Source organism: Pseudomonas sp. HMSC065H01, from assembly GCF_001815235.1.
GTDB lineage: Bacteria > Pseudomonadota > Gammaproteobacteria > Pseudomonadales > Pseudomonadaceae > Pseudomonas > Pseudomonas aeruginosa.
This window is the reverse complement of sequence record NZ_KV819854.1, coordinates 73,085-98,793: the sequence shown is the minus strand read 5'-3', so window position 1 is coordinate 98,793 and position 25,709 is coordinate 73,085. Positions and strand designations below refer to the sequence as shown.

Genomic DNA, 25,709 nt, shown 5'->3' with positions numbered 1-25,709 from the left:
AGCAATCGACCGGGCGACGTAGATAGCACGATTGGTCGCAGCGCTCCGCCAACAACGCCTTCAACATGAACTTCAACGATGGCAACCAGAACAACAACGACAAGAACAACGAGCTTCGCGTCCGCCCCGTCCGCAGATCCAACTGTTGCGCCCTATCCATTCCGCGATCTTGTCCAGGCCTACTACGACTGCCGGCGTACCAAGCGCAACAGCGCCAGCGCGCTGGCCTTCGAGATGGACCTGGAACGGAATCTCATCAACCTGCACGAGGACCTGGTGTCCGGCTCCTACCGCCCAGATCGCTCCATCTGTTTCGTGGTCACCCGACCGAAGGCCCGGGAAGTTTGGGCCGCCGCTTTCCGGGACCGGATCGTCCACCACCTTCTCTACAACCACATCGGCGCCAGCATTGAAGCGAAGTTCATCGCTGACAGCTGCGCCTGCATCCCCGGGCGCGGCACGCTGTACGCCGCCGAGCGTCTGGAGGCGAAGGTGCGGAGCGTGACACAGAACTGGAGGCGACCGGCACACTACCTGAAGATGGACTTGGCGAACTTCTTCGTCGCCATCGACAAGCGTGTTCTGACCAACCAGCTGGTGCGCCTGATCGACGAGCCTTGGTGGCGCCGCCTGGCGCTGCAGGTCCTATGGCATGACCCGCGCGTCGACTACGAGGTGCGCAGCCGTAGAGGGCTGTTCAACAAGGTCCCTCAGCACAAGAGGCTGACGGCGCAGACGGCGCACCTCGGGCTTCCCATCGGCAACCTGAGCAGCCAGTTCTTCGCGAACATCTACCTGAACGACCTTGACCAGTTCGTGAAGCACCAGCTGCGGGCGAAGCACTACATCCGCTACGTCGACGACTTCCTGCTATTGCACGAATCGCCGCAGCAGTTGAACGAATGGCTGGCGGCGATAGAGGCCTTCCTGCCTGGGCTTGGCGCAAGGCTGAACCCATCGAAGACCATCCTGCAGCCGGTCGATCGAGGCATCGACTTCGTGGGCCACGTCATCAAGCCCTGGCGGCGCACTACCCGGAAACGGACGGTGAAGGAAGCCATGCGCCGGGTAGCTGCTGCGCCAGCAGACGATCTTCTGGAAGTGGCCAACTCCTACTTCGGTCTCTTCCGTCAGGCCTCGCATAGCCAGGTCGACCGCGCCGCGCTGGCAAATGTCCTGCTACGCAGAGGGCGTTCGATCAACGGCGCACTCACCAAGACCTACCGCAAACCGACCAAGGAACCCTCTGCATGATCATCAAGCGCACCCTCTACCACTTCCACTTCTGCTGCGGCCTAGGCGGCGGTGCCGCCGGTTTTAACCGGGCGCGTCCGCGGGTCGGCAACGTCGAGGCCGAATGGGTCTGCCTCGGCGGGATCGACGTGGACCCAGCCGGCCTGCGCGACTTCGAGCGACTGGCTGGTGTCCCGGGCACCCTGCTGGACCTCTTCACCCGCGACCAGTACGTGCGGTTCCACGGCAAGGAGCCGCCGGCGGGCTGGCGGGAGGCGACCCCGGAGGATATTCGTCGCGCCGCAGGCGGCCGCCGGCCGGATGCCGTGTTCATCAGCTCCCCCTGCAAGGGCGCCTCTGGCCTCCTCTCCGAGAAGATGAGCCTGACCCCGAAGTACCAGGCGCTGAACGAGTTGACGCTCCGCTGCATCTGGCTGATGGGCGAGGCATGGGCTGATGACCCGGTACCGCTGATCGTTTTCGAGAACGTCCCGCGCCTGGCCAGCCGCGGCCGGCACCTGCTGGACCAGATCAACAGCCTGCTCGGTGGCTTCGGCTACGCCGTGGCGGAAACCACTCACGACTGCGGCGAGCTGGGCGGTCTAGCCCAGTCGCGCAAGCGCTTCCTGCTGGTCGCGCGGCACGTCGAGAAAGTGCCGCCCTTCCTGTACGAGCCGGAGAAGAAGAGCCTCCGCGCCGTCGGCGACATCCTCGGCCGCATGCCGCTGCCCGGCGATATCGACGCCGCCGGCCCGATGCACCGTGTGCCATCCTTGCAGTGGAAGACCTGGGTGCGTCTCGCCCTGGTACGAGCGGGCAGCGACTGGCGCAGCCTGAACGACCTCGCCGTCGAGGACGGCTACCTGCGCGATCTGATCATCGTGCCGGAGTATCAGGCCGGCTACATGGGCGTCCACGGCTGGAACGACAGCATGGGCACCATCGCCGGCCGTAGCGGCCCCACGAACGGGGCGTTCTCGGTAGCGGACCCGCGCGCACCGGCAAACGCTCTGCAATACCAGCAGTACGGCGTGCGCCGCTGGACCGACACCTCGGGCGCCATCATCGGCGTCAAGTCGCCCGGCCAGGGCACGTACTCCGTCGCCGATCCCCGCGGCCAGAGTTTCGGCAAGTACCCGGTCACCGACTGGGACGGTCCGTCCGGCACCGTGATCGCGGCCAGTACTACCGGCCAGGGCGCATTCGCCGTGGCAGACCCGCGCCCAGGCGGCGTCCGGCACAACAACGTGTTTCGCGTCGTCAGCATGGGGAGCCACGCCGGAACCATCACTGGCGGGCACTCGCCGAGCTCCGGCGGCCAGGCTGTTGCCGATCCCAGGTACCACAACTGGCACCCTGGGGCGAGCAGCCGCAAATTGCACGTCGGCGAGTGGGGAAGCGCTACCGGCACGGTCACCGGCTCCCAGCAGGTGGCCAGCGGCGCTCTGTCGATCGCTGATCCGCGCGTGCTCGATCGCGCCAAGGGCGACGCCTACCTGACCGGCGGGCACTACGGCGTAGTGGGGTTCGACCAATCCGCCGGCGCGGTGTCGGCCAGTGCGCGGCACGACAACGGTCGATGGAGCGTCGCCGACCCGCGCATGCCGGCGGCGAACGACCGGCTCACCTGCATCATCCAGTCGCTGGACGGCACCTGGCACCGGCCGTTTACCACCCTGGAACTCGCCGCGCTGCAGAGCTTGGTCGACCCCGAAGAGCAGTTGGTCCTCGACGGCCTGAGCGACAGCGACTGGCGCGAGCGCATCGGCAACGCCGTACCGCCGGCCGCCGCCGAGGCCATCGCCGGCGTGATGGGCACCACCCTGCTGCTGGCCGAGGCCGGCGAAACCTTCATGCTCAGCAATACGCCGATCTGGGTGCGCCCGGTTGCGGTGGCGCTGAGCGTCGCGCAACAGGAGGTGCAACCGTGAACACCGAACAGTTCATCCGTGACTCGGCCGCGCGCGGGCTTTCCCGGCGCGCAACGATGCACGCGCTCGGCATGGGCCCCTGGAAGTTCCGGGAGCTGCTGACCCTGATGCCGGAGATCACTTGGCCGGCACGCGGATGCTCAGCCGACCACCAGCGTGCGAACGAGCAGAAGCGCGGGCGCTGCACACCGGCGCAGGCCGCAGCGCTGGAGCGCGCACACGAACGCTGGAGCGAGAGCAGACGCTTCACCGTCGACGGCGTGACCGGGACCATCGCCGAGCTGGTGGAGCACTTCCAGAGCCCGGTCCACGCAACGACCGTCCGCCGCCGCGTCGCCGCCGGCATGAGCCTGCGCGACGCACTCCTTACCCCGCGCCAGCAGCCCAAGCCCGGGCGCCGGCATCCCTGGAACAGGCCAACTTGCGATTTTGCGCAAGTTGCCGTGTCGCAGCAGGTGCAGCCATGAGCGCCATCATCAGTGAATGCGGCCAGTACCGTTACCTTCTGACTCGCCCTGGCGACTGCCTGGCCGACAAGGGCACAGCGGTCTTCCTAATGCTCAATCCGAGCACCGCCGATGCCGCGCTCGACGATCCAACGATCCGGCGCTGCCGCAACTTCGCCTCGGCCTGGGGCTGCAACGGGATCGCCGTCGTCAATCTGTACGCCTTGCGCGCGACGAACCCTGCCGACCTCTGGAAGCACGACGACCCAGTAGGCCCAGACAACGACTGGCGCCTGCGCGCGATCGCCCGAGAGTACACCGACATCGTGTGCGCCTGGGGCGCCAATGCGAAGCCCGAGCGAGTAGAAGCCGTAACCAGCATCCTGACCGCCGCCGGCGGGCGCCTCTGGTGTCTTGGCACGACGAAGGATGGCCACCCGCGCCACCCTCTGTACGTGCCTGGAAATCAAGCGCTCCAGCCTTGGGCGCCGAGGGTAACGCCATGACCAGATCCAATGCGCCGCTGGTGCAGAGCGAGGCCGAACTCTGCGCGGCGTTCATCGACGAATTCAACCGAGTCCCCGGCTGGACCTGCTACCCGGAGACTGCCGGGTTCGACATCCTGGTGGTCCATGAGGATGGCCGGCAGATCGGCGTCGAGGCCAAGCTGCAGTTGAACGCCAAGGTAGCCGACCAGATCCTGCCGCAGTACTGGCAAGACCGGTACGGGGCGCCAGGGCCAGATCACCGCCTGGTCATTGTCGGGCGGATCACCGAGGCCAGCGCCGGCATCAAGCGCCTGCTTGAAATGTGCGGCATCGCGGTGCTCGCGCCGTCCCGCGGACACCGTCGGCGCGACGGCAAGTTCGTCGACTTCCCCGAGTTCCACTTGCGCCATTGGCTCCAGCACTTGGGCGGGCCGCAACTGTTCGACTGGAACCCCGCTGAACGCTGCCACGTCCCGATCGTGGTCCCCGACGTGCCCGCCGGCGTTCCGGCGCCGCTGCGCCTCACCGAGTGGAAGGAAGGCGCGCTGAAGGTGATCGCCACGCTTCGCCGCCAGGGCTTCATCACCACGAAGCAGATCGCCGAATGCGGCGTCAGCGCGACGAACTGGACACGATCCTGGCTCGACAAGGGGGCCGAGCGCGGCACCTGGGTTGAGTCGCCCCGCATGCCAGCGTTCGACCAGCAGCACCCCGAGGCCTTCACCAAGATCCAGCAGGCGCTGGACAAGAGCGCCCAGCCCACCCTCTTCACCTGAGCACCGCAATGAATCGCCCCACCATCTGCCGCACCACGGGCCAACGGATAGGCCTGTGCAAATGCTTCCGCTGCCGGCCGCCGGCGCCGGAGCAACCGGAGACACCGCAATGTCCTCTACCCAACACCAACTGATCGAGCAGTGCGCCACCCGCCTACGCGGCATCGTCGAAGCCCTGGACAACATCCACGACAACACCCCGCACCGCTGGTCGACGGACCTCGACGATGTTCACTCCTCGGCTGAAAGCCTGCTGGCCATGATCAAGGACCAGGCACCGACGCCCTGCATCGACTGCAAGGGCACCGGCTTCTGCAACAGCATTTCCGGCGAGGAGATCCGCTGCCCCTGCCACGCGCCCATCCAATTCGCCGATCCGGCGCAAACGCCCGTGGAGCAGTTCGAACAGGCACCGCCGTCCGAAGACCAGTTGACCGCCGCTGGCCTCAGCTACCCGCTTGCCAAGGAAGATGCCGTGAAGCTCTGGTACGCCGGCTTCAGGTCCGAAGTGGTCACTGTGCTCGAGGCCTGGGAGGCAATCGGACACGATATCGGCATGAACCCAAGCAAGGGCGAACTGCTCGATTCGCTGCGCTACATGCTGGAGAAATGCGAAGCACATGACGATGCCCTGGCCAGGGTCAAAGCACTCGAAGCCCTGGTCGCCGCGCGCATCAAGGATGTTCCCGTAGACGCTCCAGTAATTGCCGTGGTCGGCGACTTCAACGAAGAACAGGTTCACGAATGCAAGCGGTTCCATGACGCCATTCGGGCGCAACGCAACCCCAAGGCGATTGTGGTTTTCCTAAACTCTAAAAATGACATCCAGGCAGTGGACGAAGCTGCCATGTGCGCTGCCGGCTGGGTTCGCGCCGAAGCCCCTGTGGCTCAGGCCGAGCAGGCGATGGCGGAGAAGGACCCTTTCGGAACCAAGCTGGAGAATATCGCCAAGAAGCTCGACAGCACTCTGCGCGTGGTCGCCCAGGCTGGGCAGGTGCCGCAGGCATGGCTCGACGTGCAGGCCGAGCGACGGCGCCAGATCACCGTTGAAGGCTTCGATACCAGCAACGACGACGGTAGCGCTGGCCAGATCGCCCTGGCGGCCGGCTGCTACGCGCTCCATGCCGGCGGCATCGGCACCGACTGGCCGGACGGCGTTCGGAATGGCTCTGCACTGTTCTGGCCTTGGGACAAAGATTGGTGGAAGCCGACCACCCCACGCCGCGATCTGGTCAAGGCCTGCGCCCTGGCGCTGGCCGAGATCGAACGTCTCGACCGGGCCGCTCCGGCGGAAGGCGGTGACGCATGAGCATCATCCTCAAGGGTCACGTCCTCAACCAGCGCCAGCTCGACGCGATCACTCCGGTGATGAACGACCTGATCCAAGGACGGGTTGGCCAGGCGGGCTTCGAAGATGCCTGCCTCAAAGCGCTGGAGAACGCCGGCTGCCCACTGGGCTACGACACCACCATGCCAGGGGCCGGCTCCACCATCGAACAGCGGGCAACCAAGTGGCTGCGCGACGGGCAGGTCGGCGCGTCCTCTCGCGCCATCCACGATCACATGCTGGGCCTTACTCCGAAGCGTGGCTACTACGATCACCCCCACGACCCGGACGATCTGAATCGCTGCCTGCTTCTGCTGGACCTGATCCCTGAATGGAAGCCTCGCATGCGCGAAATGGCCCAGCACAGTACGGAATGGGCCGCACTGGCGAGCAGTTGGGAAAAGCTCACCAACCTCTTCCTGAGCGAAGCCGGCCTGGACTGGCAACGCAGCAGCGAAGCCCCGGAAACCTACGCGGCGATGCGGTTCCTGCGGGGTGATGCATGAGAAAAGCTCTGACCGCCCTCGGCATTATCGCCGTCCTCGTCCTGGCCGTGGTAGGGCTGGTGGAGATATTCCCGATCCTCCGCACGCTGGCGGCCTGGCAGACGGGGTGCTTCGGATGAAGCAGAAACCAGGCATCGCCCTTCCCCGCTGGCTCCTGCGGACCACAACGATGCAGATGCACAGCGTCGACGTGGTACTGGTCATGGCCCTGGTGCTCCAGCACCACGGCACGGCCGACGCTGTTCGCCGCGCCGCCGGTCAGCTTCGCGACAGAGTGTGTGCCGAGCACCGGCCCAAAATGACCGCGCTCATGCGCATGCAAGACGACGCGGCGGCGCTGCAAGTGGCGCTCAACATCGTCCAACGCGCCACCGACGCCCTGGGCATCCTGCCGGGAACGCCGTTTCCGGCCAGACCTTCGCCCAGCGAAAGCCCACCGGATCAGGGGCACATGCCCGCCAAGGCTGGTCCCGTCACCGGTGAGCCGGTGCATCTACCTGAAATCATCCATGCCGAGTCCCAACGGAAAGGGCTGCGGCACGACCCGGCCGTCAGGCTGGGATAGGTACCTACACATGGAAACCCCGTCTGAATTTCTCTCGAAGGAAGAGTTGGAAGCCATGATCGGCGCCAAGTCATCGAAAAAACAGGTCGAGTGGCTGGCATCTCATGGCTGGAAGTACGAATTGAATGCTGCGCAGCGACCTGTCGTCGGGCGGATCTATGCCCGCCTGCGGCTGGCCGGAGTGAAACCGAACGGAACGGTCGCTGTACAGGAACCATGGACGCTGGATCTGTCGAAGGTGAGTTGAAATGCGGCCGAAGCAGCCGAAGAACAGGGATCTCCCGCCCCGGATGATTCGCCGGACCAGGAAGCTAAAAGGAGGGAGGTTGTGGGTTGGCTACTACTACGACGGCCGCGGCGAAGACGGAAAGAGGAAGGAAATCCCGCTCGGCACCGACCTGGACCTGGCAAAGCTGGAGTGGGCGCGGCTGGATGCCAGTCCGGCTCCGAAGACCCTGCGCAAATGGGGTGACGTGTTCGACCGGTACGAAAAAGAGATCATCCCCGGGAAAGCGCCACGCACCCAGAAAGACAACCTCCTCTCTCTGACGCAACTGAGGAAGGCATTTTCAGAGGCGCCGGTCGAGGCGCTCACCCCCCAAGTGCTGGCACAGTACCGGGACAAGCGGTCCGCGAAGGTACGGGCGAACAGGGAGCTATCCCTCTTCTCCCACATCTTCAACATCGCTAGGGAGTGGGGGATCGTCACGGCTGAAAACCCGGTGAAGGGGGTGCGCAAGAACCGCGAGACGCCGCGCGACTTCTACGCCAGGGCCGAGGTCTGGAACGCGGTATACGGCGCGGCGCCACCGGAACTCCGCGACGCAATGGACCTTGCCTATCTCACCGCCCAGCGACCGAGCGACGTGCTGATCATTCGGGAGGCGGACATTCAGGACGGGCACTTGCAGATCGCCCAGGGCAAGACGTCGAAGAAGTTGCGCATCATGCTCGATGTCGACGGGAGCCCGACAGCGCTTGGAAAACTCGTTGCGCGGCTGTGCGAGCAGCGGCGGCAGCGCGGCGTAGCCGGCCCGTATCTGATCACTACGCCCGATGGGCGCCGGATGACATCCTCCATGCTGCGCATTCGCTTTGACGAAGCACGGTCGGCCGCCGCCGGCGCGGCGCTTGAGGACCTCGACGAGACTCTGGCCACCGCAATCCGTCAGTTCCAGTTCCGGGACATCCGCCCGAAAGCAGCCTCTGAAATTGCTGACCTGGACCGGGCATCCAGGCTGCTTGGACACACCGACAAGCGCATCACCGAGACCGTCTATCGTCGCGTCGGCGAGATCGTGGAGCCAACGAAGTAAGGAAGGGTTGCGGAAATGACAGGGATGTTGCGGAAATGGTCAACGTCTCCGCGCCGCGATGGGGAGACGATCCAGAAATGCAAAAGCCCCGGCTCACGGGGCTTTCAGCGATGAAATGGCGGAGGTGTAGAGATTCGAACTCTAGGACAGGTCTCCCCATCGACGGTTTTCAAGACCGTTGCCTTAAACCACTCGGCCACACCTCCGCATCGCGGGGCGCCATAGTACCGGATAGCAACACACTGTCAAACTCTATCGATTGGCCCTGGCAGAGGCTTTGCTATCATGCCCATCAGTACGTCATGGACCCGTTCCCGTTAAGGAGTACCCACACCATGCAAGAACAGCAATATCAGCTGAACTCCGCCGTCGCGGAACAGCGTGAAGTCAGCGGCGTTCTGCGCAATACCTACGGCCTGCTGGCACTCACCCTGGCCTTCAGCGGCCTGGTGGCCTACGTTTCGCAGCAGATGCGCCTGCCCTATCCGAACGTGTTCGTGGTGCTGATCGGCTTCTACGGCCTGTTCTTCCTCACCGTGAAGCTGCGCAACAGCGCCTGGGGCCTGGTCAGCACTTTCGCCCTGACCGGCTTCATGGGCTACACGCTCGGCCCGATCCTCAACATGTACCTCGGCCTGCCCAACGGCGGCAGCGTCATCACTTCGGCGTTCGCCATGACCGCCCTGGTGTTCTTCGGCCTGTCCGCCTATGTGCTGACCACCCGCAAGGACATGAGCTTCCTGTCCGGCTTCATCACCGCCGGCTTCTTCGTCCTGCTGGGCGCCGTGCTGGTATCGCTGTTCTTCCAGATCAGTGGCCTGCAACTGGCGATCAGCGCCGGCTTCGTCCTGTTCTCCTCGGCGATGATCCTCTACCAGACCAGCGCGATCATCCACGGCGGCGAACGCAACTACATCATGGCCACCATCAGCCTGTACGTGTCGATCTACAACCTGTTCATCAGCCTGTTGCAGATCTTCGGCATCGCCGGCGGCGACGACTGATAGAAAACGCCTCCGGAAAAGCCCGTCCCCGCGACGGGCTTTTTCATTTGCGGACCGGCAAAACACAGGCATTGGTTTATCATTCGAAGAAATCCTTCGCGTATCGCAGCATGAAATTCGCCATCGCCCTATTCGACCCTCCCCACTCCCCCGCCGCCCGCCGCGCGCTGCGCTTCAGCGAAGCCGCGCTGGCCGGCGGGCACGAAATCGTCCGCCTGTTCTTCTACCAGGACGGCGTGCACAGCGCCTCGGCCAACGTCGTGAGCGGCCAGGACGAGTTCGACCTGCCCGCCGCCTGGCGCGAGTTGGTCGAGCGCAACGGCCTGGACGCCGTGGTCTGCATCGCCGCCGCCCTGCGCCGCGGCGTGCTGAACGCCGAGGAAGCCGAACGCTACGGCCGTCCCGGCGCCAACCTTGGCGCACCATGGGAACTGTCCGGACTCGGCCAGTTGCACGAGGCGGCGCAAAGCGCGGACCGCCTGGTCTGCTTCGGAGGCGACCGATGAGCCAGTCGCTGCTGATCATCAGCCGCCAGTCGCCCTGGTCCGGCCCGAGCGCCCGCGAGGCGCTGGACATAGCCCTGGCCGGCGGCGCCTTCGATCTACCGGTCGGCATGCTGTTCCTCGACGACGGCGCGTTCCAGCTGGCTCCCGGCCAGCATCCTGCGCACCTGCAGCAGAAGGACCTGCAGGCCAACCTGCAGGCCCTGCCGATGTTCGGCGTGGACGACCTCTACGTCTCGGCCCGTAGCCTGCGCGAGCGTGGCCTGGCTGAAGAGCGCCTGGCCCTCGCGGTCGAGGTGCTCGACGACCAGGCCCTGCGCGACCTGCTGCAACGCTACGACCAGGTGATTACCCTCTGATGGCCACGACCCTCCACGTACTGTCCCGCTCGCCGTTCAATGACGGCCGCCTGGGCAGTTGCCTGTACCTGCTCAACCCCGGCGACGGCCTGCTGCTCTGCGGCGACGCCGTGCACGCCCTGCTGGCCGGCAGCCACGCCTGCCAGGCCCTGGAACTGATGCCGGCGGAAATCGAACTGTTCGCCCTGCTGGAAGACCTCCAGGCGCGCGGTATCGAGGACGTCCCCGCTCGCCTGGTGGCGGTGGACTACCCCGGCTTCGTCGAACTCGCCACCCGCTTCGACAAGGTCAACAGTTGGCTATGACGCTCCTTATGCTGGAAGGCCGGGAAATCCGGCTGGACAAGGACGGCTACCTCGCCGCCCTCGACGATTGGTCGGAGCCGGTGGCGGAAGCCCTGGCCGCCCGCGAGGAGCTGGCTCTGACCGCCGAGCACTGGGAGATTCTCCAACTGCTCCGCGAGTTCTATGCGGAGTTCCAGCTGTCTCCGGCCAACCGCCCGCTGATCAAGTACGTCGCCCAGCGACTGGGTCCGGACAAGGGCAACAGCCTGCACCTCAACCACCTGTTCAAGGGCGCCCCGGCCAAGCTTGGCGCGAAGCTGGCCGGCCTGCCGAAACCGAGCAACTGTCTATGACTCTCTCGACTCCCGCCGAACATCCGTTCGCCCAGTTCGTCCGCATCCTCGGCAAAGGCAAGCGCGGAGCGCGCAGCCTGACCCGGGAGGAAGCCCGCGAGGCCCTCGGCATGATCCTCGACGGCAGGGTCGAGGACACCCAGCTGGGCGCCTTCCTCATGCTCCTGCGGCACAAGGAGGAAAGCAGCGAGGAACTGGCCGGTTTCACCGAGGCGGTGCGCGAACGCCTGCAAGTCCCGTCCTTGCGCGTCGACCTCGACTGGCCCAGTTACGCCGGCAAGAAGCGCCACCTGCCCTGGTACCTGCTGGCCGCCAAGTGCCTGGCCGGCCATGGCGTGCGCATCCTCATGCACGGCGGCGGCACGCATACCGCCGGACGCCTGTACAGCGAACAGTTGCTGGCGGCGCTGGAGATCCCGCTCTGCCACGACTGGCTGCAGGTAGAACAGGCCCTGGAGCGCGGCCACCTGGCGTTCATTCCGCTCGGCGCCTGGATGCCGGTGCTGCAACGCATGATCGATCTGCGCAATACCCTCGGCCTGCGCTCGCCGATCCATTCGCTGGTTCGCCTGCTCAACCCCCTGAATGCGGATTGCATCCTGCAGAGCATCTTCCACCCCGGTTACCAGGAAACCCACCGCGAGGCCAGCCGCCTGCTCGGCGACCGGGCCATCGTCATCAAGGGCGAAGGCGGCGAGATCGAAGTCAACCCGGACGTCGTCGCCCACCTGTATGGTTGCGACCAGGGCGAAGCCTGGGACGAGGAATGGCCGGCATTGTCGACGCACCGGCACATGAAGCCGGAACAGCTCGACCCGGGTTTCCTTCGGGCCGTCTGGGACGGCCGCGAAGGCGACGCCTATGGCCACCTGGCGGTGCTCTCCAGCATGGCCCTGGCGCTACGGGCCCTTGGCAAGAATCGCGAAGAAGCCTTCAAGGAAGCCGCACACTACTGGGCGACCCGAAACGAATCGATCTGATCGATACGAATAGCCCTTTATTTATATAAATTTATCGATCACCCGACACTAGACTGTTCCTCCAACGACGTATGGAGGAACCCGCTCATGGGACAGTTGATCGATGGCCGCTGGCACGACCAGTGGTATGACACACAGAAAGACGGCCGCTTCCAGCGCGAAAACGCCCAGCGCCGCCATTGGCTGGGCGAGCCGGCGTTCCCCGCCGAGGGCGGGCGCTACCATCTCTATGTCTCGCTGGCCTGCCCCTGGGCCCATCGGACCCTGATCGTGCGCAAGCTGAAGGGGCTGGAGTCGCTGGTCGATGTTTCGGTGGTCAGTTGGCTGATGCGCGAGAACGGCTGGACCTTCGACCCCGCCCACGGCTCCACCGGCGATCGCCTCGACGGCCTGGCCTTTCTGCACCAGCGCTACACCCGCGACGACCCGCACTACAGCGGCCGGGTCACGGTGCCGCTGCTGTGGGACAAGCAGGCGCAGAAGATCGTCAACAACGAATCAGCCGATATCGTCCGCATCTTCAACAGCGCCTTCGACGCCATCGGCGCCAACGCGCTGGACTTCTACCCGGAGCCGCTGCGCGAGGAGATCGAACGCCTCAACGGACGCATCTATCCTGCGGTCAACAACGGCGTGTACCGTGCTGGCTTCGCCACTCGCCAGGACGCCTACGAGGAGGCCTTCGTCCAGTTGTTCGAGGAGCTGGACTACCTGGAAGGCTTGCTCGGCGAACGCCGCTACCTGGCCGGCGAATACCTGACCGAGGCCGATATCCGCCTGTTCACCACCCTGGTGCGCTTCGATGCGGTGTACCACGGACACTTCAAGTGCAACCTGCGGCGCATCGAAGACTACCCGAATCTCTCCGGCTGGTTGCGCGAGCTGTACCAACGCCCGGGCATCGGCGAGACAGTGGACTTCGAACATATCAAGGGGCACTACTACGCCAGCCACCGCACCATCAACCCGACCGGGATAGTACCGCTGGGCCCGCGTCTCGACCTGGCGCGCGCGCCAGGCCGGGAACGACTTCCCGGCAAGGGCATCTGGGGAGAAGGCTGAAGGCTCAGGCGTCCTCGCGGGCGCCTTCGAACCAGGCCAGCTTGTCGCGCAGTTGCACGACTTCGCCGACGATCACCAGGGTCGGCGCATGCACTTCGTGCTCAGCCACCAGTTGCGGCAGGTTTTCCAGGGTTCCGGTGAATACCCGCTGCTGGGCGGTGGTCCCCTGCTGGATCAGCGCCGCCGGGGTCTGTGCGGAGCGACCGTGGGCGACCAGTTGCTCGCAGATCACCGGCAATCCCACCAGGCCCATGTAGAACACCAGGGTCTGGCCAGGCGCTACCAGGTCCTGCCACGGCAGGTCGGTGGTGCCGTCCTTCAGATGACCGGTGACGAAACGAACCGATTGCGCATGATCGCGATGAGTCAGTGGAATCCCGGCGTAGGCCGCGCAGCCGCTGGCCGCGGTGATTCCCGGCACGACCTGGAAAGGTATGCCGTGGGCAGCCAGTTCGTCGATTTCCTCACCGCCGCGGCCGAAGATGAACGGGTCGCCACCCTTCAGGCGCAGCACGCGCTTGCCCTGGCTGGCCAGCTCCACCAGCAGGCGGTTGATCCGATCCTGCGGCACCGCATGTTCGGCGCGGCGCTTGCCGACGTACAGGCGTTCGGCATCGCGGCGGCATAATTCGAGGATCGACGGCGCCACCAGGCGATCGTAGAGCACCACGTCGGCCTGCTGCATCAGGCGCAGGGCACGGAACGTCAGCAGGTCCGGATCCCCCGGCCCGGCCCCGACCAGATATACCTCGCCCGTGGCTATGTGCGCGAGGCCGCCGGCCAGGTGCTCCTCCAGGAGACGCTCGGCTTCCGCCGGACGGCCGGCCAGGACACGCTCGGCGATCTCGCCCTGGAACAGGTTTTCCCAGAACACCCGGCGCTGCTGCAGGTCGGGTAGCAATTCCTTGACCCGGTGGCGGAAGCGGCTGGCGAGTCCGGCCAGTTGCCCGTAGGTCGAGGGAATCCAGGTTTCCAGTTTGGCCCGGATCAGCCGCGCCAGCACGGGCGCATCGCCGCCGCTGGAGACCGCCACCACCAGCGGCGAACGGTCGACGATGGCCGGGAAGATCACGCTGCACAGGGCCGGCGCGTCCACCACGTTGACCGGTATCCCGCGCGCATTGGCCGCTCGCGACACCTCGGCGTTCAGCGGTTCGTCGTCGGTGGCGGCGATGATCAGGACGCAGCCGGGCTGGTCGCCGTCCTGGTAGTCGCGTTCGAGCAGCTCGCCGCCGCCCTGCTCCACCAGATGCCGCAGTTCGATGTGGATCTGCGGCGCGACCACGCGCAGGCGCGCGCCGGCGTCGGCCAGCAGGCGCGCCTTGCGCAGGGCGACTTCGCCGCCACCGACCACCAGCGCGAGGCGCCCTTGCAAGGAGTGGAACAGCGGCAGGAAATCCATGTCAGCCGATCACCTCGATGCCAGCCATGTAGGGCTTGAGGACTTCCGGCACACGGATCGAGCCGTCCGCCTGCTGGTAGTTCTCCAGTACCGCCACCAAGGTGCGGCCGACGGCCAGGCCGGAGCCGTTGAGGGTGTGCACCAGCTCGGGCTTGCCGGTTTCCGGATTGCGGTAGCGGGCCTGCATGCGCCGGGCCTGGAAGTCGCCGCAGTTGGAGCAGGAGGAAATCTCGCGGTACTTGTCCTGGCTGGGAACCCAGACTTCCAGGTCGTAGGTCTTGGTCGCACCGAAGCCCATGTCGCCGGTGCACAGCGCCAGCACCCGATACGGCAACTCGAGCAGTTGCAGGACGCGCTCGGCGTTGGCGGTCAGGCCTTCCAGCGCCTCGTAGGAAGTGGCCGGATCGACGATCTGCACCATCTCCACCTTGTCGAACTGATGCTGACGGATCATGCCGCGGGTATCGCGCCCGGAGGCACCGGCCTCGCTGCGGAAGCACGGGGTATGGGCGACGAACTTCAGCGGCAATTGCTTGGCGTCGAGGATCTGCCCGGAGACGATGTTGGTCAGCGAAACCTCGGCGGTCGGGATCAGGTAGAGGTCGGCTTCGCCGTCGCGGCCGATCTTGAACAGGTCCTCCTCGAACTTCGGCAACTGGCCGGTGCCTTGCAGCGCCGGAGCCTGGACGAGATAGGGGGTGTAGGCCTCCTCGTAGCCATGCTCGGCGGTATGCAGGTTGATCATGAACTGCGCCAGGGCGCGATGCAGGCGGGCGATCGGGCCGCGCATGAGGGCGAAGCGCGCGCCGGAAAGCTTGGCGGCGGTCTCGAAATCCAGCCAGCCGTGCCGTTCACCGAGGGCGACATGGTCCTTGACCTCGAAATCGAAGGTCTTCGGCGTGCCCCAGCGACGCACTTCGACGTTGGCGTCCTCGTCGGCACCGACCGGCACCGACTCGTGCGGCAGGTTGGGAATGCCCAGCAGCATGGCATCCAGTTCGCCCTGGATGGCGTCCAGCTGGCGCTTGCCTTCCTCCAGCTCGGAGCCCATGCGATCGACATCGGCCAGCAGCGGCGCGATATCCTCGCCACGCTGCTTGGCCTGGCCGATCGCCTTGGAACGCGCGTTGCGCTCGGCTTGCAGCTGCTCGGTACGGGTCTGTACCGACTTGCGCTGCTCTTCCAGCGCTTCGATGCGTGCGACATCCAGTTGGAAGCCACGGGTGGCCAGGCGGGCAGCCACTTCTTGCGGCTGGGTGCGTACCAGTTTGGGATCGAGCATGCTCTTTTCTCGTCTCGTGTCGGTTATCGGCGGTTCGTGGCCCGGTTGGCGCTTCGCCGGCCCCGGCGACGTCATCGACGCCGTCGCGGAAGCCTGGCTAGCTCCGCCGAGCCCATACCGCTCAGGATTTTCTGCGTTGGCGGGGACTGGTGCGATCCAGCTCGGCCAGGTGTTCCAGCTTGTCGCGGATCTTCAGTTCCAGGCCCCTCGGCACCGGTTGATAGTAACGCCGCGGCTCCAGATCCTCGGGGAAATAATCCTCTCCGGCGGCATAGGCATCCGGCTCGTCGTGGGCGTAGCGGTATTCCTCGCCATAGCCGAGGCTCTTCATCAATTTGGTCGGCGCGTTGCGCAAGTGCAATGGCACTTCCCGCGAGCCGCTTTCGGCGACGTCGCGCATCGCCGCGTTGAACGCGCTGTACACCGCATTGCTCTTCGGCGCACAGGCCAGGTAGACGATGGCCTGGGCCACCGCCAGCTCGCCTTCGGGGCTGCCCAGGCGCTCCTGCACGTCCCAGGCCGACAGGCATAGGCCGAGGGCGCGAGGATCGGCGTTGCCAACCTCCTCGCTGGCCATGCGCACCACCCGCCGGGCGATGTACAGGGGATCGCAGCCGCCGTCGAGCATACGCGCGAACCAATAGAGTGCCGCGTCGGGATTGGAGCCGCGCACCGACTTGTGCAGCGCGCTGATCTGGTCGTAGAACGCCTCGCCGCCCTTGTCGAAACGTCGGCGGGTATCGCCGAGCAGATTCTGCAGCAGCTCGGGGCTGATCTCGCTGCCGTCCTCGGCGAGGTCGGCAGCGTTCTCCAGCAGGTTCAGCAGGCGCCGCCCATCGCCGTCGGCGGCGGCCAGGAGAACCTGGAAGCTCTCCTCCGGCAGCCTCAGCTTGCGCTTGCCGAGGCCCTTGTCCTCGTTCAGCGCGCGGCCCACCAGCTTGCGCAGGGCGGCTTCGTCGAGGCTCTTGAGGACATACACGCGAGCCCGCGAGAGCAGCGCATTGTTCAACTCGAAGGACGGGTTCTCGGTGGTCGCGCCAATGAAGATCAGCGTGCCGTCTTCCACATAGGGCAGGAAGGCATCCTGCTGGCTCTTGTTGAAGCGGTGCACCTCATCGACGAACAGGATGGTCCGGCGCCCGTATTGCGCCGCGTGCTGCTTGGCCACCTCGACCGCCTGGCGGATCTCCTTGACCCCGGACAGCACCGCGGAAATGGTCTCGAAATGGGCGTCCGACACCTGCGCCAGCAGCCGCGCCAGGGTAGTCTTGCCGACTCCCGGCGGGCCCCAGAAGATCATCGAGTGCAGCGCGCCCTGCTCCAGCGCCTCGCGCAAGGGCTTGCCGCGGGCCAGCAGGTGTTCCTGCCCCACGTACTCGTCCAGGTTTGCGGGCCTCAGCCGTGCCGCCAGGGGCTGCGCGACGGGCTCGCTGCGGAACAGATCCACGGCTTGCGCTTACTCCTGGATCACGTCGACGCCCGGCGGAACGTCGAAGGTGAATTGCTTGGCATCCAGCGCCTCGTTCATCTTCACGTCGAAGAACAGGATGTTGGTGCGCTGGCCGACGCCATCGATCATCTGCATGTCGTTCACCTTGCCGCTGCGGAACGACAGGCGCAAGGTGTCGAAGAGGGTGTCCTTGGTCTTCGGCTTGAGCACGAAATCGACTACGTTGCCGCCCTCCTTGTAGGTGATGGCGAAGCTTTCGCTGATCTTCGAGATGTCGCCGGAGAGCAGCAGCGCCGGCGTCTGGGTCAGGCGCTGATCGAGCTTCTGGATGGTCACCTGCTCCAGGTCCGGGTCGTACAGCCAGACCTTCTCGCCGTTGGAAATGAGCAATTGCTCGTTCGGCGCATCGGTATGCCAGCGGAACAGTCCCGGCCGCTTCAGGCTCAGTTGGCCGGCGGTTTCCTGCAGGCGCGTGCCGCTACCGTCCAGGGTCAGTTGGGAAAAACGCGCGGTCAGGGTCTGGGCCTTGTTCAGCAGGCCGGTCAGGCGCTGGACAGCGGCGCTGTCGTCGGCATGGGCCAGCGAAGCGCCCATGGCCAGGGCGGCAACGAACAACGTGCGGATCAGTCGCATCGGAATCCTCTAAAACCTGTCGGGTTCAATCACGAACCGGCGCCGGCGCGATGACTTCGCGGGAGCCGTTGGTATTCATCGGGGTGACCACGCCGGCCATCTCCATCGCCTCGATCATCCGCGCGGCGCGGTTGTAGCCGATCTTCAGCTTGCGTTGCACGGCGGAGATCGATGCCCGGCGACTCTCGGTGACGAAACGTACCGCCTCGTCGTAGAGCGGGTCGTCCTCGCTGCCTTCGCCGGAGCCGTCGCCGCCATCGAAGGAACCGCCACCGCTGCCGCCTTCGTCGACGCCAGCGAGGATGTCCTCGATGTAGTCGGGCGCGCCGCGCAGCTTCCAGGCCTCGACCACCCGGTGCACCTCGTCGTCGGAAACGAAGGCGCCGTGCACGCGAATCGGCAGGCCTGTGCCCGGCGGCAGGTAGAGCATGTCGCCGTGGCCGAGAAGCTGTTCGGCGCCACCCTGGTCGAGGATGGTGCGCGAGTCGATCTTGCTGGAGACCTGGAAGGCGATCCGGGTCGGGATGTTGGCCTTGATCAGGCCGGTGATCACGTCCACCGACGGCCGCTGGGTCGCCAGGATCAGGTGGATACCGGCCGCCCGCGCCTTCTGCGCGATACGGGCGATAAGCTCCTCGACCTTCTTGCCGACGATCATCATCATGTCGGCGAATTCGTCGACCACCACCACGATGGTCGGCAGGGTGCTCAGCTGCGGCGGCTCGTCGTCCGGGCTTTCGCGACGGAACAGCGGGTCGGTCAGCGGCGTGCCAGCCTCCTCGGCGTCCTTCACCTTGCGGTTGAAGCCAGCCAGGTTGCGCACACCCATGGCCGCCATCAGGCGGTAGCGCCGCTCCATCTCCGCCACGCTCCAGCGCAGGGCGTTGGCGGCTTCCTTCATGTCGGTGACCACCGGGCAGAGCAGGTGCGGGATCCCTTCGTAGATCGACAGTTCGAGCATCTTCGGGTCGATCATGATCAGTCGCGCCTCGCTCGGCGTGGACTTGAACAGGATCGACAGGAGCATGGCGTTGACCCCCACCGACTTACCGGAGCCGGTGGTACCGGCCACCAGCAGGTGCGGCATCTTCGCCAGGTCGGTGATGATCGGCCGACCGCCGATGTCGTGGCCCAGGGCCAGCGGCACGGTGGACTTGTGCTCGTCGTACTCCGGCGACGACAGCACTTCGGAGAAGCGCACCATCTGCCGGTCTTCGTTGGGAATCTCGATGCCGACGGTGGTCTTGCCGGGAATCACTTCCACCACCCGCACGCTGATCACCGCCAGCGAGCGCGCCAGGTCCTTGGCCAGGTTGGAAATGCGGCTGACCTTGACCCCCGCCGCGGGCTGGATCTCGAAACGGGTGATCACGGGGCCCGGATGCACCGAATCCACGCTGACCTCGACGCCGAACTCCTTCAGCTTGATCTCCAGCAGGCGCGACATCGCCTCCAGCGACTCGGGCGAGTAGCTCTTCTGCTTCACTTCCGCCGGATCGAGCAGCGACAGCGGCGGCAGGGTGCCCTCCACCGCCGTATCGACGAACAGCGGCGCCTGCTTCTCTTTCAGCACGCGCTTGCTCGGCTCCGGGGCCTTCGGCGGCGGTGGCGGATCGATCTTCGGCGGCGGGCGCTTCTCCCGCTCGCTCATGTGCTTGGCCAGGGCCTCTTCGCGTTCCAGCAGGCGCTCCTTGGCCTTGGACTGTTCGCGGCGGTCCGGCACGCTCGGCGCCACCACCTCGGCGACGCGCTCGTCGACCTCGCGCAGTTGCGCGACCAGTTGCTTGCGCTCGGCGCGCGCGCCCATCCAGCGATTGAAGGCGTTCTGGATCAGTTCGAAGAAGTCCAGGGTGATCTTGCCGGTGACATCCATCACCTTGAACCAGGAGAGGTCGGCGAACACCGTCAGGCCGAAGAGGAACAGGGCGAAGAACACCAGCGTGCTGCCCTGCACGTTCAGCGCATCCACCGCGACGCGGCCCAGGCTCTGGCCGATGGCGCCGCCGGCCGAGGCGCTGGCCGGCATGTGGCCGCTGGCGTGGAAATGGATGTAGGCCAGTGCCGAGCCGGCCAGGATCAGGAAGATCAGCCCGACCAGGCGCCAGGAAAACAGCCAGGTGTTCCATTCCCACGGCAGGTTGCGGCGGCGGAATACCTGCCAGGTCTTGATGCCCAGCAACAGCGGAAAGAGGTAGGCGAAGTAGCCGAGCGTCATGAACAGGATATCGGCGGATACCGCACCGAGCCGACCGGCGGCATTCTGCACCTGGTCAACCTGGCTCGAGTGACTCCAGCTCGGATCGGCCGGGTCATAGGTGAGCAGAGCCATCCACAAGTAGAGGCAGAGCGCGCCCAGCGCGATCAGGACCCCTTCCTTCAGGCGGGAATGCAGTTGCTGACGCCATGCGGCGGCATGGCTCGCGGTGGTCGAATCCTTCAAATCGCTATTTTTCCTGCGCACGGCTGGTGCTTTAGAAGCTGTCTTGGTCAAAACGCGCCTATTGTACGGCTTTAGGGAAACTCTGAAAAATCACACCCGAAATCAGCGGCAATCCGTGCGTGGCTGATCCCGGCCCCGGGGTTTTGCCGGCCTTTTGCGGATAGGTGTAGCATAGCCGGCAGAACTCTTCAGGCGGCTCCATTGGAGCACGCATTTTCTTATGTGACAAAGGCTTATGGAGTCTTTTTATGAGTGAAGTCAAGCATTCGCGCCTCATCATCCTGGGCTCCGGTCCGGCCGGCTATACCGCCGCCGTGTACGCCGCACGCGCCAATCTCAAGCCAGTGGTGATCACCGGCATCCAGCCAGGCGGCCAGCTGACCACCACCACCGAAGTCGACAACTGGCCGGGCGACGTCGAAGGCCTTACCGGCCCGGCGCTGATGACCCGCATGCAGCAGCACGCCGAGCGTTTCGACACCGAGATCGTCTACGACCACATCCACACCGCCGAGTTGCAACAGCGCCCCTTCACACTGAAGGGCGATAGTGGCACTTATACCTGCGATGCATTGATCATTGCCACCGGTGCCTCCGCGCAATACCTGGGCATGTCGTCGGAAGAAGCCTTCATGGGCAAGGGCGTTTCCGCCTGCGCCACCTGCGACGGCTTCTTCTACCGCAACCAGGTGGTCTGCGTGGTCGGCGGCGGCAATACCGCCGTCGAGGAAGCGCTGTATCTGGCCAACATCGCCAAGGAAGTCCACCTGATCCACCGTCGCGACAAGCTGCGCTCGGAGAAGATCCTCCAGGACAAGCTGTTCGACAAGGCCGAGAACGGCAACGTGCGCCTGCACTGGAACACCACCCTGGACGAGGTGCTGGGCGACGCCAGCGGCGTCACCGGCGTACGCCTGAAGAGCACCATCGACGGCAGCACCAGCGAGCTATCGCTGGCCGGCGTGTTCATCGCCATCGGCCACAAGCCGAACACCGACCTGTTCCAGGGCCAACTGGAAATGCGCGACGGCTACCTGCGGATCCACGGCGGCAGCGAAGGCAATGCCACCCAGACCAGCATCGAAGGCGTGTTCGCCGCCGGCGACGTGGCCGATCACGTCTACCGCCAGGCCATCACTTCCGCCGGCGCCGGCTGCATGGCCGCGCTGGATGCCGAAAAATACCTCGACGACCATTGATCGGACCCGGGGGAGGCCCGCCCTCCCCTACCCCGCCATGCTGACCTGGCTTTCCCGCACCGACTTCGACTTTCCACCCCTCGACAAGGCCCTGCAGGAGCCCAACGGGCTGCTCGCGGCCGGCGGCGACCTCAATCCGCAACGCCTGGTCGCAGCCTATCGCCACGGCTGCTTCCCCTGGTACCAGGATGGCCAGCCGATCCTCTGGTGGTCGCCCGACCCGCGCACCGTCCTGTTCCCCGACGAACTGCACGTTTCCCGCAGCCTGGCCAAGTGCCTGCGCCAGCAACGCTTCGAAGTCACTTTCAACCGTGACTTCCGGGCGGTGATCCAGGCTTGTGCCGCGCCGCGTAACTACGCCGACGGCACCTGGATCACCACGCCGATGCAACTGGCCTACCAGGAGCTGCACCTGCGCGGCATCGCCCACTCCGTGGAAGTCTGGCAGGAGCGACAACTGGTCGGCGGCCTCTACGGCCTGGCCATGGGCAGGCTGTTCTTCGGCGAATCGATGTTCAGCCGCGCCGACAACGCTTCCAAGGTCGGCTTCGTCACGCTGGTCCGCCATCTGCGCGACGCCGGCTTCGTCCTCATCGACTGCCAGATGCCGACCCGCCACCTGCACAGCCTGGGCGCCCGCGCCATCAGCCGGGGGGAATTCGCCGACTACCTGCAACGCTATCGCGACCAGCCTCCTACCGGCGACCTGGATTTTTAGGCGAGTTTCCGTGCCTGGCATAAACTTGCTTATGGGTCCCTGCTGGAGTTCACCATGACCGAACTCGCCCGACTGAAGTTCTACGCGACGCAACCGCACCCGTGCAGCTACCTGCCCGAGGAGCAGGCAACCACCCTGTTCCTCGATCCCAGCCAGCCCATGGACACGCAGCTGTACGCCTCGCTGTCGGAGGTCGGCTTCCGCCGCAGCGGCGACCATCTCTATCGTCCGCACTGCCAGCATTGCACCGCCTGCATCGCCGCGCGCATACCGGTCGCCGGCTTCAGCCCGAACCGCCAGCAGCGGCGCATCCTCAAGCGCAATGCGGAACTGCAGGTGATCCGCAAGCGACCGAGCTTCAACGAGGAGTACTACGACCTCTATCGGCGCTACATCGAGCAACGCCACGCCGACGGCGACATGTATCCGCCCAGCCGCGACCAGTTCGCCACCTTCCTGGTTCGCGACCTGCCCTTCTGCTGCTTCTTCGAGTTCCGCCTGCATGGCCGCCTGCTGGCCATAGCCGTGACGGACGTGCTGCCGAACGGACTCTCGGCCGTCTATACCTTCTACGATCCCGACGAAGAGCAGCGCAGCCTGGGACGCTACGCGATCCTCTGGCAGATCGCCGAGACCGAACGCCTGGGCCTGCAGGCCGTCTACCTGGGCTACTGGATCAAGAATTGCCGCAAGATGAACTACAAGACCCAGTACCGCCCCATCGAACTGTTCGTCAACCAGCGCTGGGTCGCCCTCACCTGATAGCCGTGTGGCGCTATTGTCGATTTTCTGGCACAATGCACGCCGCTTTTCACGGCCCACCTCTCATTGAAAGGGCCACCCACAGATACCGAGGGCTCTACTGCATGTCGAAAGAAGACAGCTTCGAAATGGAAGGTACTGTCGTCGACACCCTGCCCAACACCATGTTCCGTGTGGAGTTGGAAAATGGGCACGTCGTCACCGCGCACATCTCCGGCAAAATGCGCAAGAACTACATCCGCATCCTCACCGGCGACAAGGTCCGCGTGGAACTGACGCCCTACGACCTGAGCAAGGGCCGCATCACCTACCGCGCCCGCTGAGTCGACACGAGCCGCTGCGGCTCGCCGATTGCAAAAGAAAACGCCCGGCATCTGCCGGGCGTTTTCGTTGCCGCGCCCGGATCAGGCGGGCTCCGCCGCCGTGATCTCGAACTCGAAGGCCAGCTCGTCGCCCTTCAGGTCGACATGCACCAGGCCGCCATGCTCGGCCAGCTCGCCGAACAGGATCTCCTCGGCCAACGGCCGCTTGATCTTGTCCTGGATAAGCCGCGCCATCGGTCGCGCACCCATCTGCACGTCGTAGCCCTTCTCCGCCAGCCAGCCGCGCGCCGCATCGCTGACCTCGAGCTGGACGCGCTTGTCCTCCAGCTGCGCCTGCAGCTCGGTGAGGAACTTGTCGACCACGCTCTTGATCGTCTCGGTGCTCAGGCGGCCGAACTGGATGATGGTATCCAGGCGGTTGCGGAACTCCGGGGTGAAGCTCTTCTTGATCACTTCCATCGCATCGGTGGTGTGATCCTGCTGGTTGAAGCCGATCGACGCGCGCGCCGCCACTTCCGCGCCGGCGTTGGTGGTCATGATCAGGATGATGTTGCGGAAGTCCGCCTTGCGCCCGTTGTTGTCGGTCAGGGTGCCGTGGTCCATCACCTGCAGCAGCAGGTTGAAGACCTCCGGGTGAGCCTTCTCGATCTCGTCGAGCAGCAACACGCAGTGCGGGGTCTTGGTGATCGCCTCGGTGAGCAGGCCGCCCTGGTCGAAGCCGACGTAGCCCGGAGGCGCACCGATCAGCCGCGACACGGTATGCCGCTCCATGTACTCGGACATGTCGAAGCGCACCAGCTCCACACCCAAGGCCTTCGCCAACTGCCGCGCCACCTCGGTCTTGCCCACGCCGGTGGGACCGGCGAAGAGGAATGAGCCGACCGGCTTGTCCGGCGCCTTGAGCCCGGCCCGGGACAGCTTGATCGCCGTGGACAGCGACTCGATGGCGTCGTCCTGGCCGAACACGGTCAGCTTGAGGTCGCGTTCGAGGTTGCGCAGCAACTCCTTGTCGGAGGTGGTGACGTGTTTCGGCGGGATCCGCGCAATCTTCGCCACGATATCCTCGACCTGCGCCACCTCGATGCGCTTCACGCGCTTCTCTTCCGGCTGCAGGCGCTGGTAGGCGCCCGCCTCGTCGATGACGTCGATGGCCTTGTCCGGCATGTGCCGGTCGTTGATGTAGCGCGCCGCCAGCTCGGCCGCGGCGCGCAGCGCCTCGTCGCTGTACTCGATGTGGTGATGCTGCTCGAAGCGCCCCTTGAGGCCCTTGAGGATGCCATAGGTGTCTTCCACCGACGGCTCGGTCACGTCGACCTTCTGGAAGCGCCGCGCCAAGGCCCGGTCCTTCTCGAAGATGCCGCGGAACTCCTGGAAGGTGGTCGAGCCGATGCAGCGGATCTCGCCCGAGGACAGAACCGGCTTGAGCAGGTTGGAGGCGTCCATTACCCCGCCGGATGCCGCACCGGCGCCGATGATGGTATGGATCTCGTCGATGAACAGCACCGCGTGCGGGCGCTTGCGCAACTCGTTGAGCAAGGCCTTGAAGCGCTTCTCGAAGTCGCCGCGGTACTTGGTACCCGCGAGCAAGGCACCCAGGTCGAGGGAGTAGACCACGCTGTCGGCCAGCAGGTCCGGCACCTGGCCATCGACGATGCGTTTGGCCAGGCCCTCGGCGATGGCCGTCTTGCCGACCCCCGCCTCGCCTACCAGCAGCGGGTTGTTCTTGCGCCGGCGGGCAAGGATCTGCGCCACCCGCTCGACTTCATGCTCACGCCCCACCAGCGGGTCGATCCGCCCCTGGCGAGCCAGCTCGTTGAGGTTGCTGGCATAGGCGTCCAGCGGATGGTTGGACGTGGCCGACTCGCCACCTTCCTCATCCTGCATATCCTGCTCCCCATCCTGCGGATGTTCGGCATGCCCGGGCACCTTGGAGATACCATGGGCGATGTAGTTCACCACATCGATACGCGCGATGCTCTGCTGCTTGAGCAGGAACACCGCCTGGCTTTCCTGTTCGCTGAAGATCGCCACCAGGACATTGGCCCCGGTCACTTCGCGCTTGCCGGAACTCTGCACGTGGAACACCGCACGCTGCAGGACGCGCTGGAAGCCCAGCGTCGGCTGGGTTTCGCGCTCGTCGTCGTGCTGCGGGATCAGCGGCGTGGTGGAATCGATGAATTCCTGCAGGTCGCGCCGCAGCTTGTCCAGGTTGGCACCGCACGCACGCAATACCGTTGCCGCCGCCTCATTGTCCAGCAAGGCCAGCAGCAGGTGCTCAACCGTCATGAATTCATGGCGTTTGGCCCTCGCCTCCTTGAAGGCGAGATTGAGGGTGACTTCGAGCTCTCGATTCAACATGGCTTCACC

28 protein-coding genes and 1 tRNA gene are annotated in these 25,709 nt (G+C 65.3%); 22 read left to right on the top strand and 7 right to left on the bottom strand.

Features of this window, described 5'->3' with window-relative positions; genetic code table 11:
• Positions 1-78 precede the first annotated feature (78 nt).
• The 11 genes from HMPREF3014_RS05545 (at position 79) to HMPREF3014_RS05495 (ending at position 8,588) form a co-directional block, all read left to right on the top strand.
• Entirely contained in the window at positions 79-1,254 is a 1,176-nt protein-coding gene (locus HMPREF3014_RS05545) for an RNA-directed DNA polymerase (protein WP_078451459.1), read from the top strand.
• Positions 1,254-3,164, top strand: coding sequence for a DNA cytosine methyltransferase (locus HMPREF3014_RS05540; RefSeq protein ID WP_031635900.1), 1,911 nt, complete (start codon positions 1,254-1,256; stop codon positions 3,162-3,164). The genes HMPREF3014_RS05545 and HMPREF3014_RS05540 overlap by 1 nt, the downstream gene beginning before the upstream one ends.
• Positions 3,161-3,631: a hypothetical protein gene (locus HMPREF3014_RS05535; protein WP_023109473.1), complete on the top strand. Its 471-nt coding sequence runs from the start codon at positions 3,161-3,163 to the stop codon at positions 3,629-3,631. Before HMPREF3014_RS05540 ends, HMPREF3014_RS05535 begins: the two co-directional genes overlap by 4 nt.
• The gene (locus HMPREF3014_RS05530) at positions 3,628-4,116 is read left to right on the top strand and encodes a DUF1643 domain-containing protein (RefSeq protein WP_023109472.1); all 489 of its coding nucleotides are present in this window, start codon (positions 3,628-3,630) and stop codon (positions 4,114-4,116) included. Before HMPREF3014_RS05535 ends, HMPREF3014_RS05530 begins: the two co-directional genes overlap by 4 nt.
• Positions 4,113-4,874 (top strand): hypothetical protein, encoded by a 762-nt coding sequence (locus HMPREF3014_RS05525; protein WP_023087333.1) that lies wholly within the window; start codon positions 4,113-4,115, stop codon positions 4,872-4,874. The genes HMPREF3014_RS05530 and HMPREF3014_RS05525 overlap by 4 nt, the downstream gene beginning before the upstream one ends.
• Positions 4,875-4,983: 109 nt before the next feature.
• Positions 4,984-6,183: a hypothetical protein gene (locus HMPREF3014_RS35020; protein ID WP_023087332.1), complete on the top strand. Its 1,200-nt coding sequence runs from the start codon at positions 4,984-4,986 to the stop codon at positions 6,181-6,183.
• Positions 6,180-6,707 (top strand): hypothetical protein, encoded by a 528-nt coding sequence (locus tag HMPREF3014_RS33120; RefSeq protein WP_023087331.1) that lies wholly within the window; start codon positions 6,180-6,182, stop codon positions 6,705-6,707. The genes HMPREF3014_RS35020 and HMPREF3014_RS33120 overlap by 4 nt, the downstream gene beginning before the upstream one ends.
• Positions 6,704-6,826 carry a hypothetical protein gene (locus tag HMPREF3014_RS35015; protein ID WP_023109471.1) on the top strand — a complete coding sequence of 41 codons (123 nt, stop codon included), beginning with the start codon at positions 6,704-6,706 and terminating at the stop codon, positions 6,824-6,826. The genes HMPREF3014_RS33120 and HMPREF3014_RS35015 overlap by 4 nt, the downstream gene beginning before the upstream one ends.
• Positions 6,823-7,272, top strand: a complete 450-nt coding sequence (locus tag HMPREF3014_RS05505; protein WP_227343488.1) for a DUF7740 domain-containing protein — start codon at positions 6,823-6,825, stop codon at positions 7,270-7,272. Before HMPREF3014_RS35015 ends, HMPREF3014_RS05505 begins: the two co-directional genes overlap by 4 nt.
• 10 nt (positions 7,273-7,282) lie before the next feature.
• A complete protein-coding gene (locus tag HMPREF3014_RS05500) occupies positions 7,283-7,519 on the top strand; it encodes a DUF4224 domain-containing protein (RefSeq protein WP_003116724.1) in 237 nt (78 codons plus the stop codon).
• Between the two features lies 1 nt (position 7,520).
• Complete coding sequence (locus tag HMPREF3014_RS05495; RefSeq protein ID WP_031635892.1) at positions 7,521-8,588, top strand: tyrosine-type recombinase/integrase; 1,068 nt, start codon at positions 7,521-7,523, stop codon at positions 8,586-8,588.
• Positions 8,589-8,704: 116 nt separating this feature from the next.
• On the opposite strand, the gene HMPREF3014_RS05490 is transcribed toward HMPREF3014_RS05495, so the two are convergent.
• Positions 8,705-8,794 (bottom strand) — tRNA-Ser (locus HMPREF3014_RS05490).
• Between the two features lie 129 nt (positions 8,795-8,923).
• Between HMPREF3014_RS05490 and HMPREF3014_RS05485 the strand changes: the two genes are divergently transcribed.
• From HMPREF3014_RS05485 to HMPREF3014_RS05455, 7 genes are all read left to right on the top strand, one after another.
• A complete protein-coding gene (locus HMPREF3014_RS05485; protein ID WP_003090386.1) occupies positions 8,924-9,592 on the top strand; it encodes a Bax inhibitor-1/YccA family protein in 669 nt (222 codons plus the stop codon).
• Positions 9,593-9,702: 110 nt separating this feature from the next.
• Complete coding sequence (tusD, locus tag HMPREF3014_RS05480; RefSeq protein ID WP_003090387.1) at positions 9,703-10,098, top strand: sulfurtransferase complex subunit TusD; 396 nt, start codon at positions 9,703-9,705, stop codon at positions 10,096-10,098.
• Complete coding sequence (tusC, locus tag HMPREF3014_RS05475) at positions 10,095-10,454, top strand: sulfurtransferase complex subunit TusC (protein ID WP_003090389.1); 360 nt, start codon at positions 10,095-10,097, stop codon at positions 10,452-10,454. Before tusD ends, tusC begins: the two co-directional genes overlap by 4 nt.
• Positions 10,454-10,759, top strand: coding sequence for a sulfurtransferase complex subunit TusB (gene tusB / locus HMPREF3014_RS05470; RefSeq protein WP_003090391.1), 306 nt, complete (start codon positions 10,454-10,456; stop codon positions 10,757-10,759). Before tusC ends, tusB begins: the two co-directional genes overlap by 1 nt.
• The gene (locus HMPREF3014_RS05465; protein WP_003119979.1) at positions 10,756-11,091 is read left to right on the top strand and encodes a TusE/DsrC/DsvC family sulfur relay protein; all 336 of its coding nucleotides are present in this window, start codon (positions 10,756-10,758) and stop codon (positions 11,089-11,091) included. The genes tusB and HMPREF3014_RS05465 overlap by 4 nt, the downstream gene beginning before the upstream one ends.
• Positions 11,088-12,071 (top strand): glycosyl transferase family protein, encoded by a 984-nt coding sequence (locus tag HMPREF3014_RS05460; RefSeq protein ID WP_003160436.1) that lies wholly within the window; start codon positions 11,088-11,090, stop codon positions 12,069-12,071. Before HMPREF3014_RS05465 ends, HMPREF3014_RS05460 begins: the two co-directional genes overlap by 4 nt.
• A gap of 87 nt (positions 12,072-12,158) precedes the next feature.
• The gene (locus HMPREF3014_RS05455; protein WP_003097628.1) at positions 12,159-13,133 is read left to right on the top strand and encodes a glutathione S-transferase family protein; all 975 of its coding nucleotides are present in this window, start codon (positions 12,159-12,161) and stop codon (positions 13,131-13,133) included.
• Positions 13,134-13,137: 4 nt separating this feature from the next.
• Here the strand turns inward: HMPREF3014_RS05455 and cysG are convergent, their stop codons facing one another.
• The 5 genes from cysG to ftsK form a co-directional block, all read right to left on the bottom strand.
• On the bottom strand, positions 13,138-14,535 hold the full coding sequence (gene cysG / locus HMPREF3014_RS05450; RefSeq protein WP_003160439.1) for a siroheme synthase CysG: 1,398 nt from the start codon (positions 14,533-14,535) through the stop codon (positions 13,138-13,140).
• A gap of 1 nt (position 14,536) precedes the next feature.
• A complete protein-coding gene (gene serS / locus HMPREF3014_RS05445; RefSeq protein WP_003097631.1) occupies positions 14,537-15,817 on the bottom strand; it encodes a serine--tRNA ligase in 1,281 nt (426 codons plus the stop codon).
• Positions 15,818-15,938: 121 nt separating this feature from the next.
• Positions 15,939-17,264, bottom strand: a complete 1,326-nt coding sequence (locus HMPREF3014_RS05440; RefSeq protein WP_003097632.1) for a replication-associated recombination protein A — start codon at positions 17,262-17,264, stop codon at positions 15,939-15,941.
• 9 nt (positions 17,265-17,273) lie between these two features.
• The gene (gene lolA / locus HMPREF3014_RS05435) at positions 17,274-17,900 is read right to left on the bottom strand and encodes an outer membrane lipoprotein periplasmic chaperone LolA (RefSeq protein ID WP_003090414.1); all 627 of its coding nucleotides are present in this window, start codon (positions 17,898-17,900) and stop codon (positions 17,274-17,276) included.
• A gap of 25 nt (positions 17,901-17,925) precedes the next feature.
• Complete coding sequence (gene ftsK / locus HMPREF3014_RS05430) at positions 17,926-20,361, bottom strand: DNA translocase FtsK (RefSeq protein ID WP_003119977.1); 2,436 nt, start codon at positions 20,359-20,361, stop codon at positions 17,926-17,928.
• Between the two features lie 227 nt (positions 20,362-20,588).
• Here ftsK and trxB point away from each other — a divergent pair, with 227 nt between their 5' ends.
• The 4 genes from trxB (at position 20,589) to infA (ending at position 23,342) form a co-directional block, all read left to right on the top strand.
• On the top strand, positions 20,589-21,539 hold the full coding sequence (gene trxB / locus HMPREF3014_RS05425) for a thioredoxin-disulfide reductase (protein WP_003090421.1): 951 nt from the start codon (positions 20,589-20,591) through the stop codon (positions 21,537-21,539).
• 37 nt (positions 21,540-21,576) lie between these two features.
• Positions 21,577-22,257, top strand: a complete 681-nt coding sequence (aat, locus tag HMPREF3014_RS05420) for a leucyl/phenylalanyl-tRNA--protein transferase (protein WP_003113368.1) — start codon at positions 21,577-21,579, stop codon at positions 22,255-22,257.
• A gap of 54 nt (positions 22,258-22,311) precedes the next feature.
• Complete coding sequence (locus HMPREF3014_RS05415) at positions 22,312-23,019, top strand: arginyltransferase (RefSeq protein ID WP_003097644.1); 708 nt, start codon at positions 22,312-22,314, stop codon at positions 23,017-23,019.
• A 104-nt stretch (positions 23,020-23,123) separates the two neighbouring features.
• A complete protein-coding gene (gene infA / locus HMPREF3014_RS05410) occupies positions 23,124-23,342 on the top strand; it encodes a translation initiation factor IF-1 (protein WP_002553999.1) in 219 nt (72 codons plus the stop codon).
• 81 nt (positions 23,343-23,423) lie between these two features.
• On the opposite strand, the gene clpA is transcribed toward infA, so the two are convergent.
• The gene (clpA, locus tag HMPREF3014_RS05405; RefSeq protein WP_003090432.1) at positions 23,424-25,700 is read right to left on the bottom strand and encodes an ATP-dependent Clp protease ATP-binding subunit ClpA; all 2,277 of its coding nucleotides are present in this window, start codon (positions 25,698-25,700) and stop codon (positions 23,424-23,426) included.
• Positions 25,701-25,709 lie beyond the last annotated feature (9 nt).

Bases quoted from the DNA above. Each gene is read 5' to 3' on its own strand.
- tusB (WP_003090391.1), top strand. From the start codon at position 10,454: ATGGCCACGACCCTCCACGTACTGTCCCGCTCGCCGTTCAATGACGGC.
- trxB (WP_003090421.1), top strand. From the start codon at position 20,589: ATGAGTGAAGTCAAGCATTCGCGCCTCATCATCCTGGGCTCCGGTCCG.
- HMPREF3014_RS05485 (WP_003090386.1), top strand. From the start codon at position 8,924: ATGCAAGAACAGCAATATCAGCTGAACTCCGCCGTCGCGGAACAGCGT.
- tusC (WP_003090389.1), top strand. From the start codon at position 10,095: ATGAGCCAGTCGCTGCTGATCATCAGCCGCCAGTCGCCCTGGTCCGGC.
- HMPREF3014_RS33120 (WP_023087331.1), top strand. From the start codon at position 6,180: ATGAGCATCATCCTCAAGGGTCACGTCCTCAACCAGCGCCAGCTCGAC.
- cysG (WP_003160439.1), bottom strand. From the start codon at position 14,535: ATGGATTTCCTGCCGCTGTTCCACTCCTTGCAAGGGCGCCTCGCGCTG.
- HMPREF3014_RS05505 (WP_227343488.1), top strand. From the start codon at position 6,823: ATGAAGCAGAAACCAGGCATCGCCCTTCCCCGCTGGCTCCTGCGGACC.
- HMPREF3014_RS35015 (WP_023109471.1), top strand. From the start codon at position 6,704: ATGAGAAAAGCTCTGACCGCCCTCGGCATTATCGCCGTCCTCGTCCTG.
- HMPREF3014_RS05495 (WP_031635892.1), top strand. From the start codon at position 7,521: ATGCGGCCGAAGCAGCCGAAGAACAGGGATCTCCCGCCCCGGATGATT.
- HMPREF3014_RS05500 (WP_003116724.1), top strand. From the start codon at position 7,283: ATGGAAACCCCGTCTGAATTTCTCTCGAAGGAAGAGTTGGAAGCCATG.
- HMPREF3014_RS05545 (WP_078451459.1), top strand. From the start codon at position 79: ATGGCAACCAGAACAACAACGACAAGAACAACGAGCTTCGCGTCCGCC.
- tusD (WP_003090387.1), top strand. From the start codon at position 9,703: ATGAAATTCGCCATCGCCCTATTCGACCCTCCCCACTCCCCCGCCGCC.
- HMPREF3014_RS05465 (WP_003119979.1), top strand. From the start codon at position 10,756: ATGACGCTCCTTATGCTGGAAGGCCGGGAAATCCGGCTGGACAAGGAC.
- aat (WP_003113368.1), top strand. From the start codon at position 21,577: ATGCTGACCTGGCTTTCCCGCACCGACTTCGACTTTCCACCCCTCGAC.
- HMPREF3014_RS05530 (WP_023109472.1), top strand. From the start codon at position 3,628: ATGAGCGCCATCATCAGTGAATGCGGCCAGTACCGTTACCTTCTGACT.
- clpA (WP_003090432.1), bottom strand. From the start codon at position 25,700: ATGTTGAATCGAGAGCTCGAAGTCACCCTCAATCTCGCCTTCAAGGAG.
- HMPREF3014_RS05455 (WP_003097628.1), top strand. From the start codon at position 12,159: ATGGGACAGTTGATCGATGGCCGCTGGCACGACCAGTGGTATGACACA.
- serS (WP_003097631.1), bottom strand. From the start codon at position 15,817: ATGCTCGATCCCAAACTGGTACGCACCCAGCCGCAAGAAGTGGCTGCC.
- infA (WP_002553999.1), top strand. From the start codon at position 23,124: ATGTCGAAAGAAGACAGCTTCGAAATGGAAGGTACTGTCGTCGACACC.
- lolA (WP_003090414.1), bottom strand. From the start codon at position 17,900: ATGCGACTGATCCGCACGTTGTTCGTTGCCGCCCTGGCCATGGGCGCT.
- HMPREF3014_RS05525 (WP_023087333.1), top strand. From the start codon at position 4,113: ATGACCAGATCCAATGCGCCGCTGGTGCAGAGCGAGGCCGAACTCTGC.
- HMPREF3014_RS05460 (WP_003160436.1), top strand. From the start codon at position 11,088: ATGACTCTCTCGACTCCCGCCGAACATCCGTTCGCCCAGTTCGTCCGC.
- HMPREF3014_RS35020 (WP_023087332.1), top strand. From the start codon at position 4,984: ATGTCCTCTACCCAACACCAACTGATCGAGCAGTGCGCCACCCGCCTA.
- HMPREF3014_RS05415 (WP_003097644.1), top strand. From the start codon at position 22,312: ATGACCGAACTCGCCCGACTGAAGTTCTACGCGACGCAACCGCACCCG.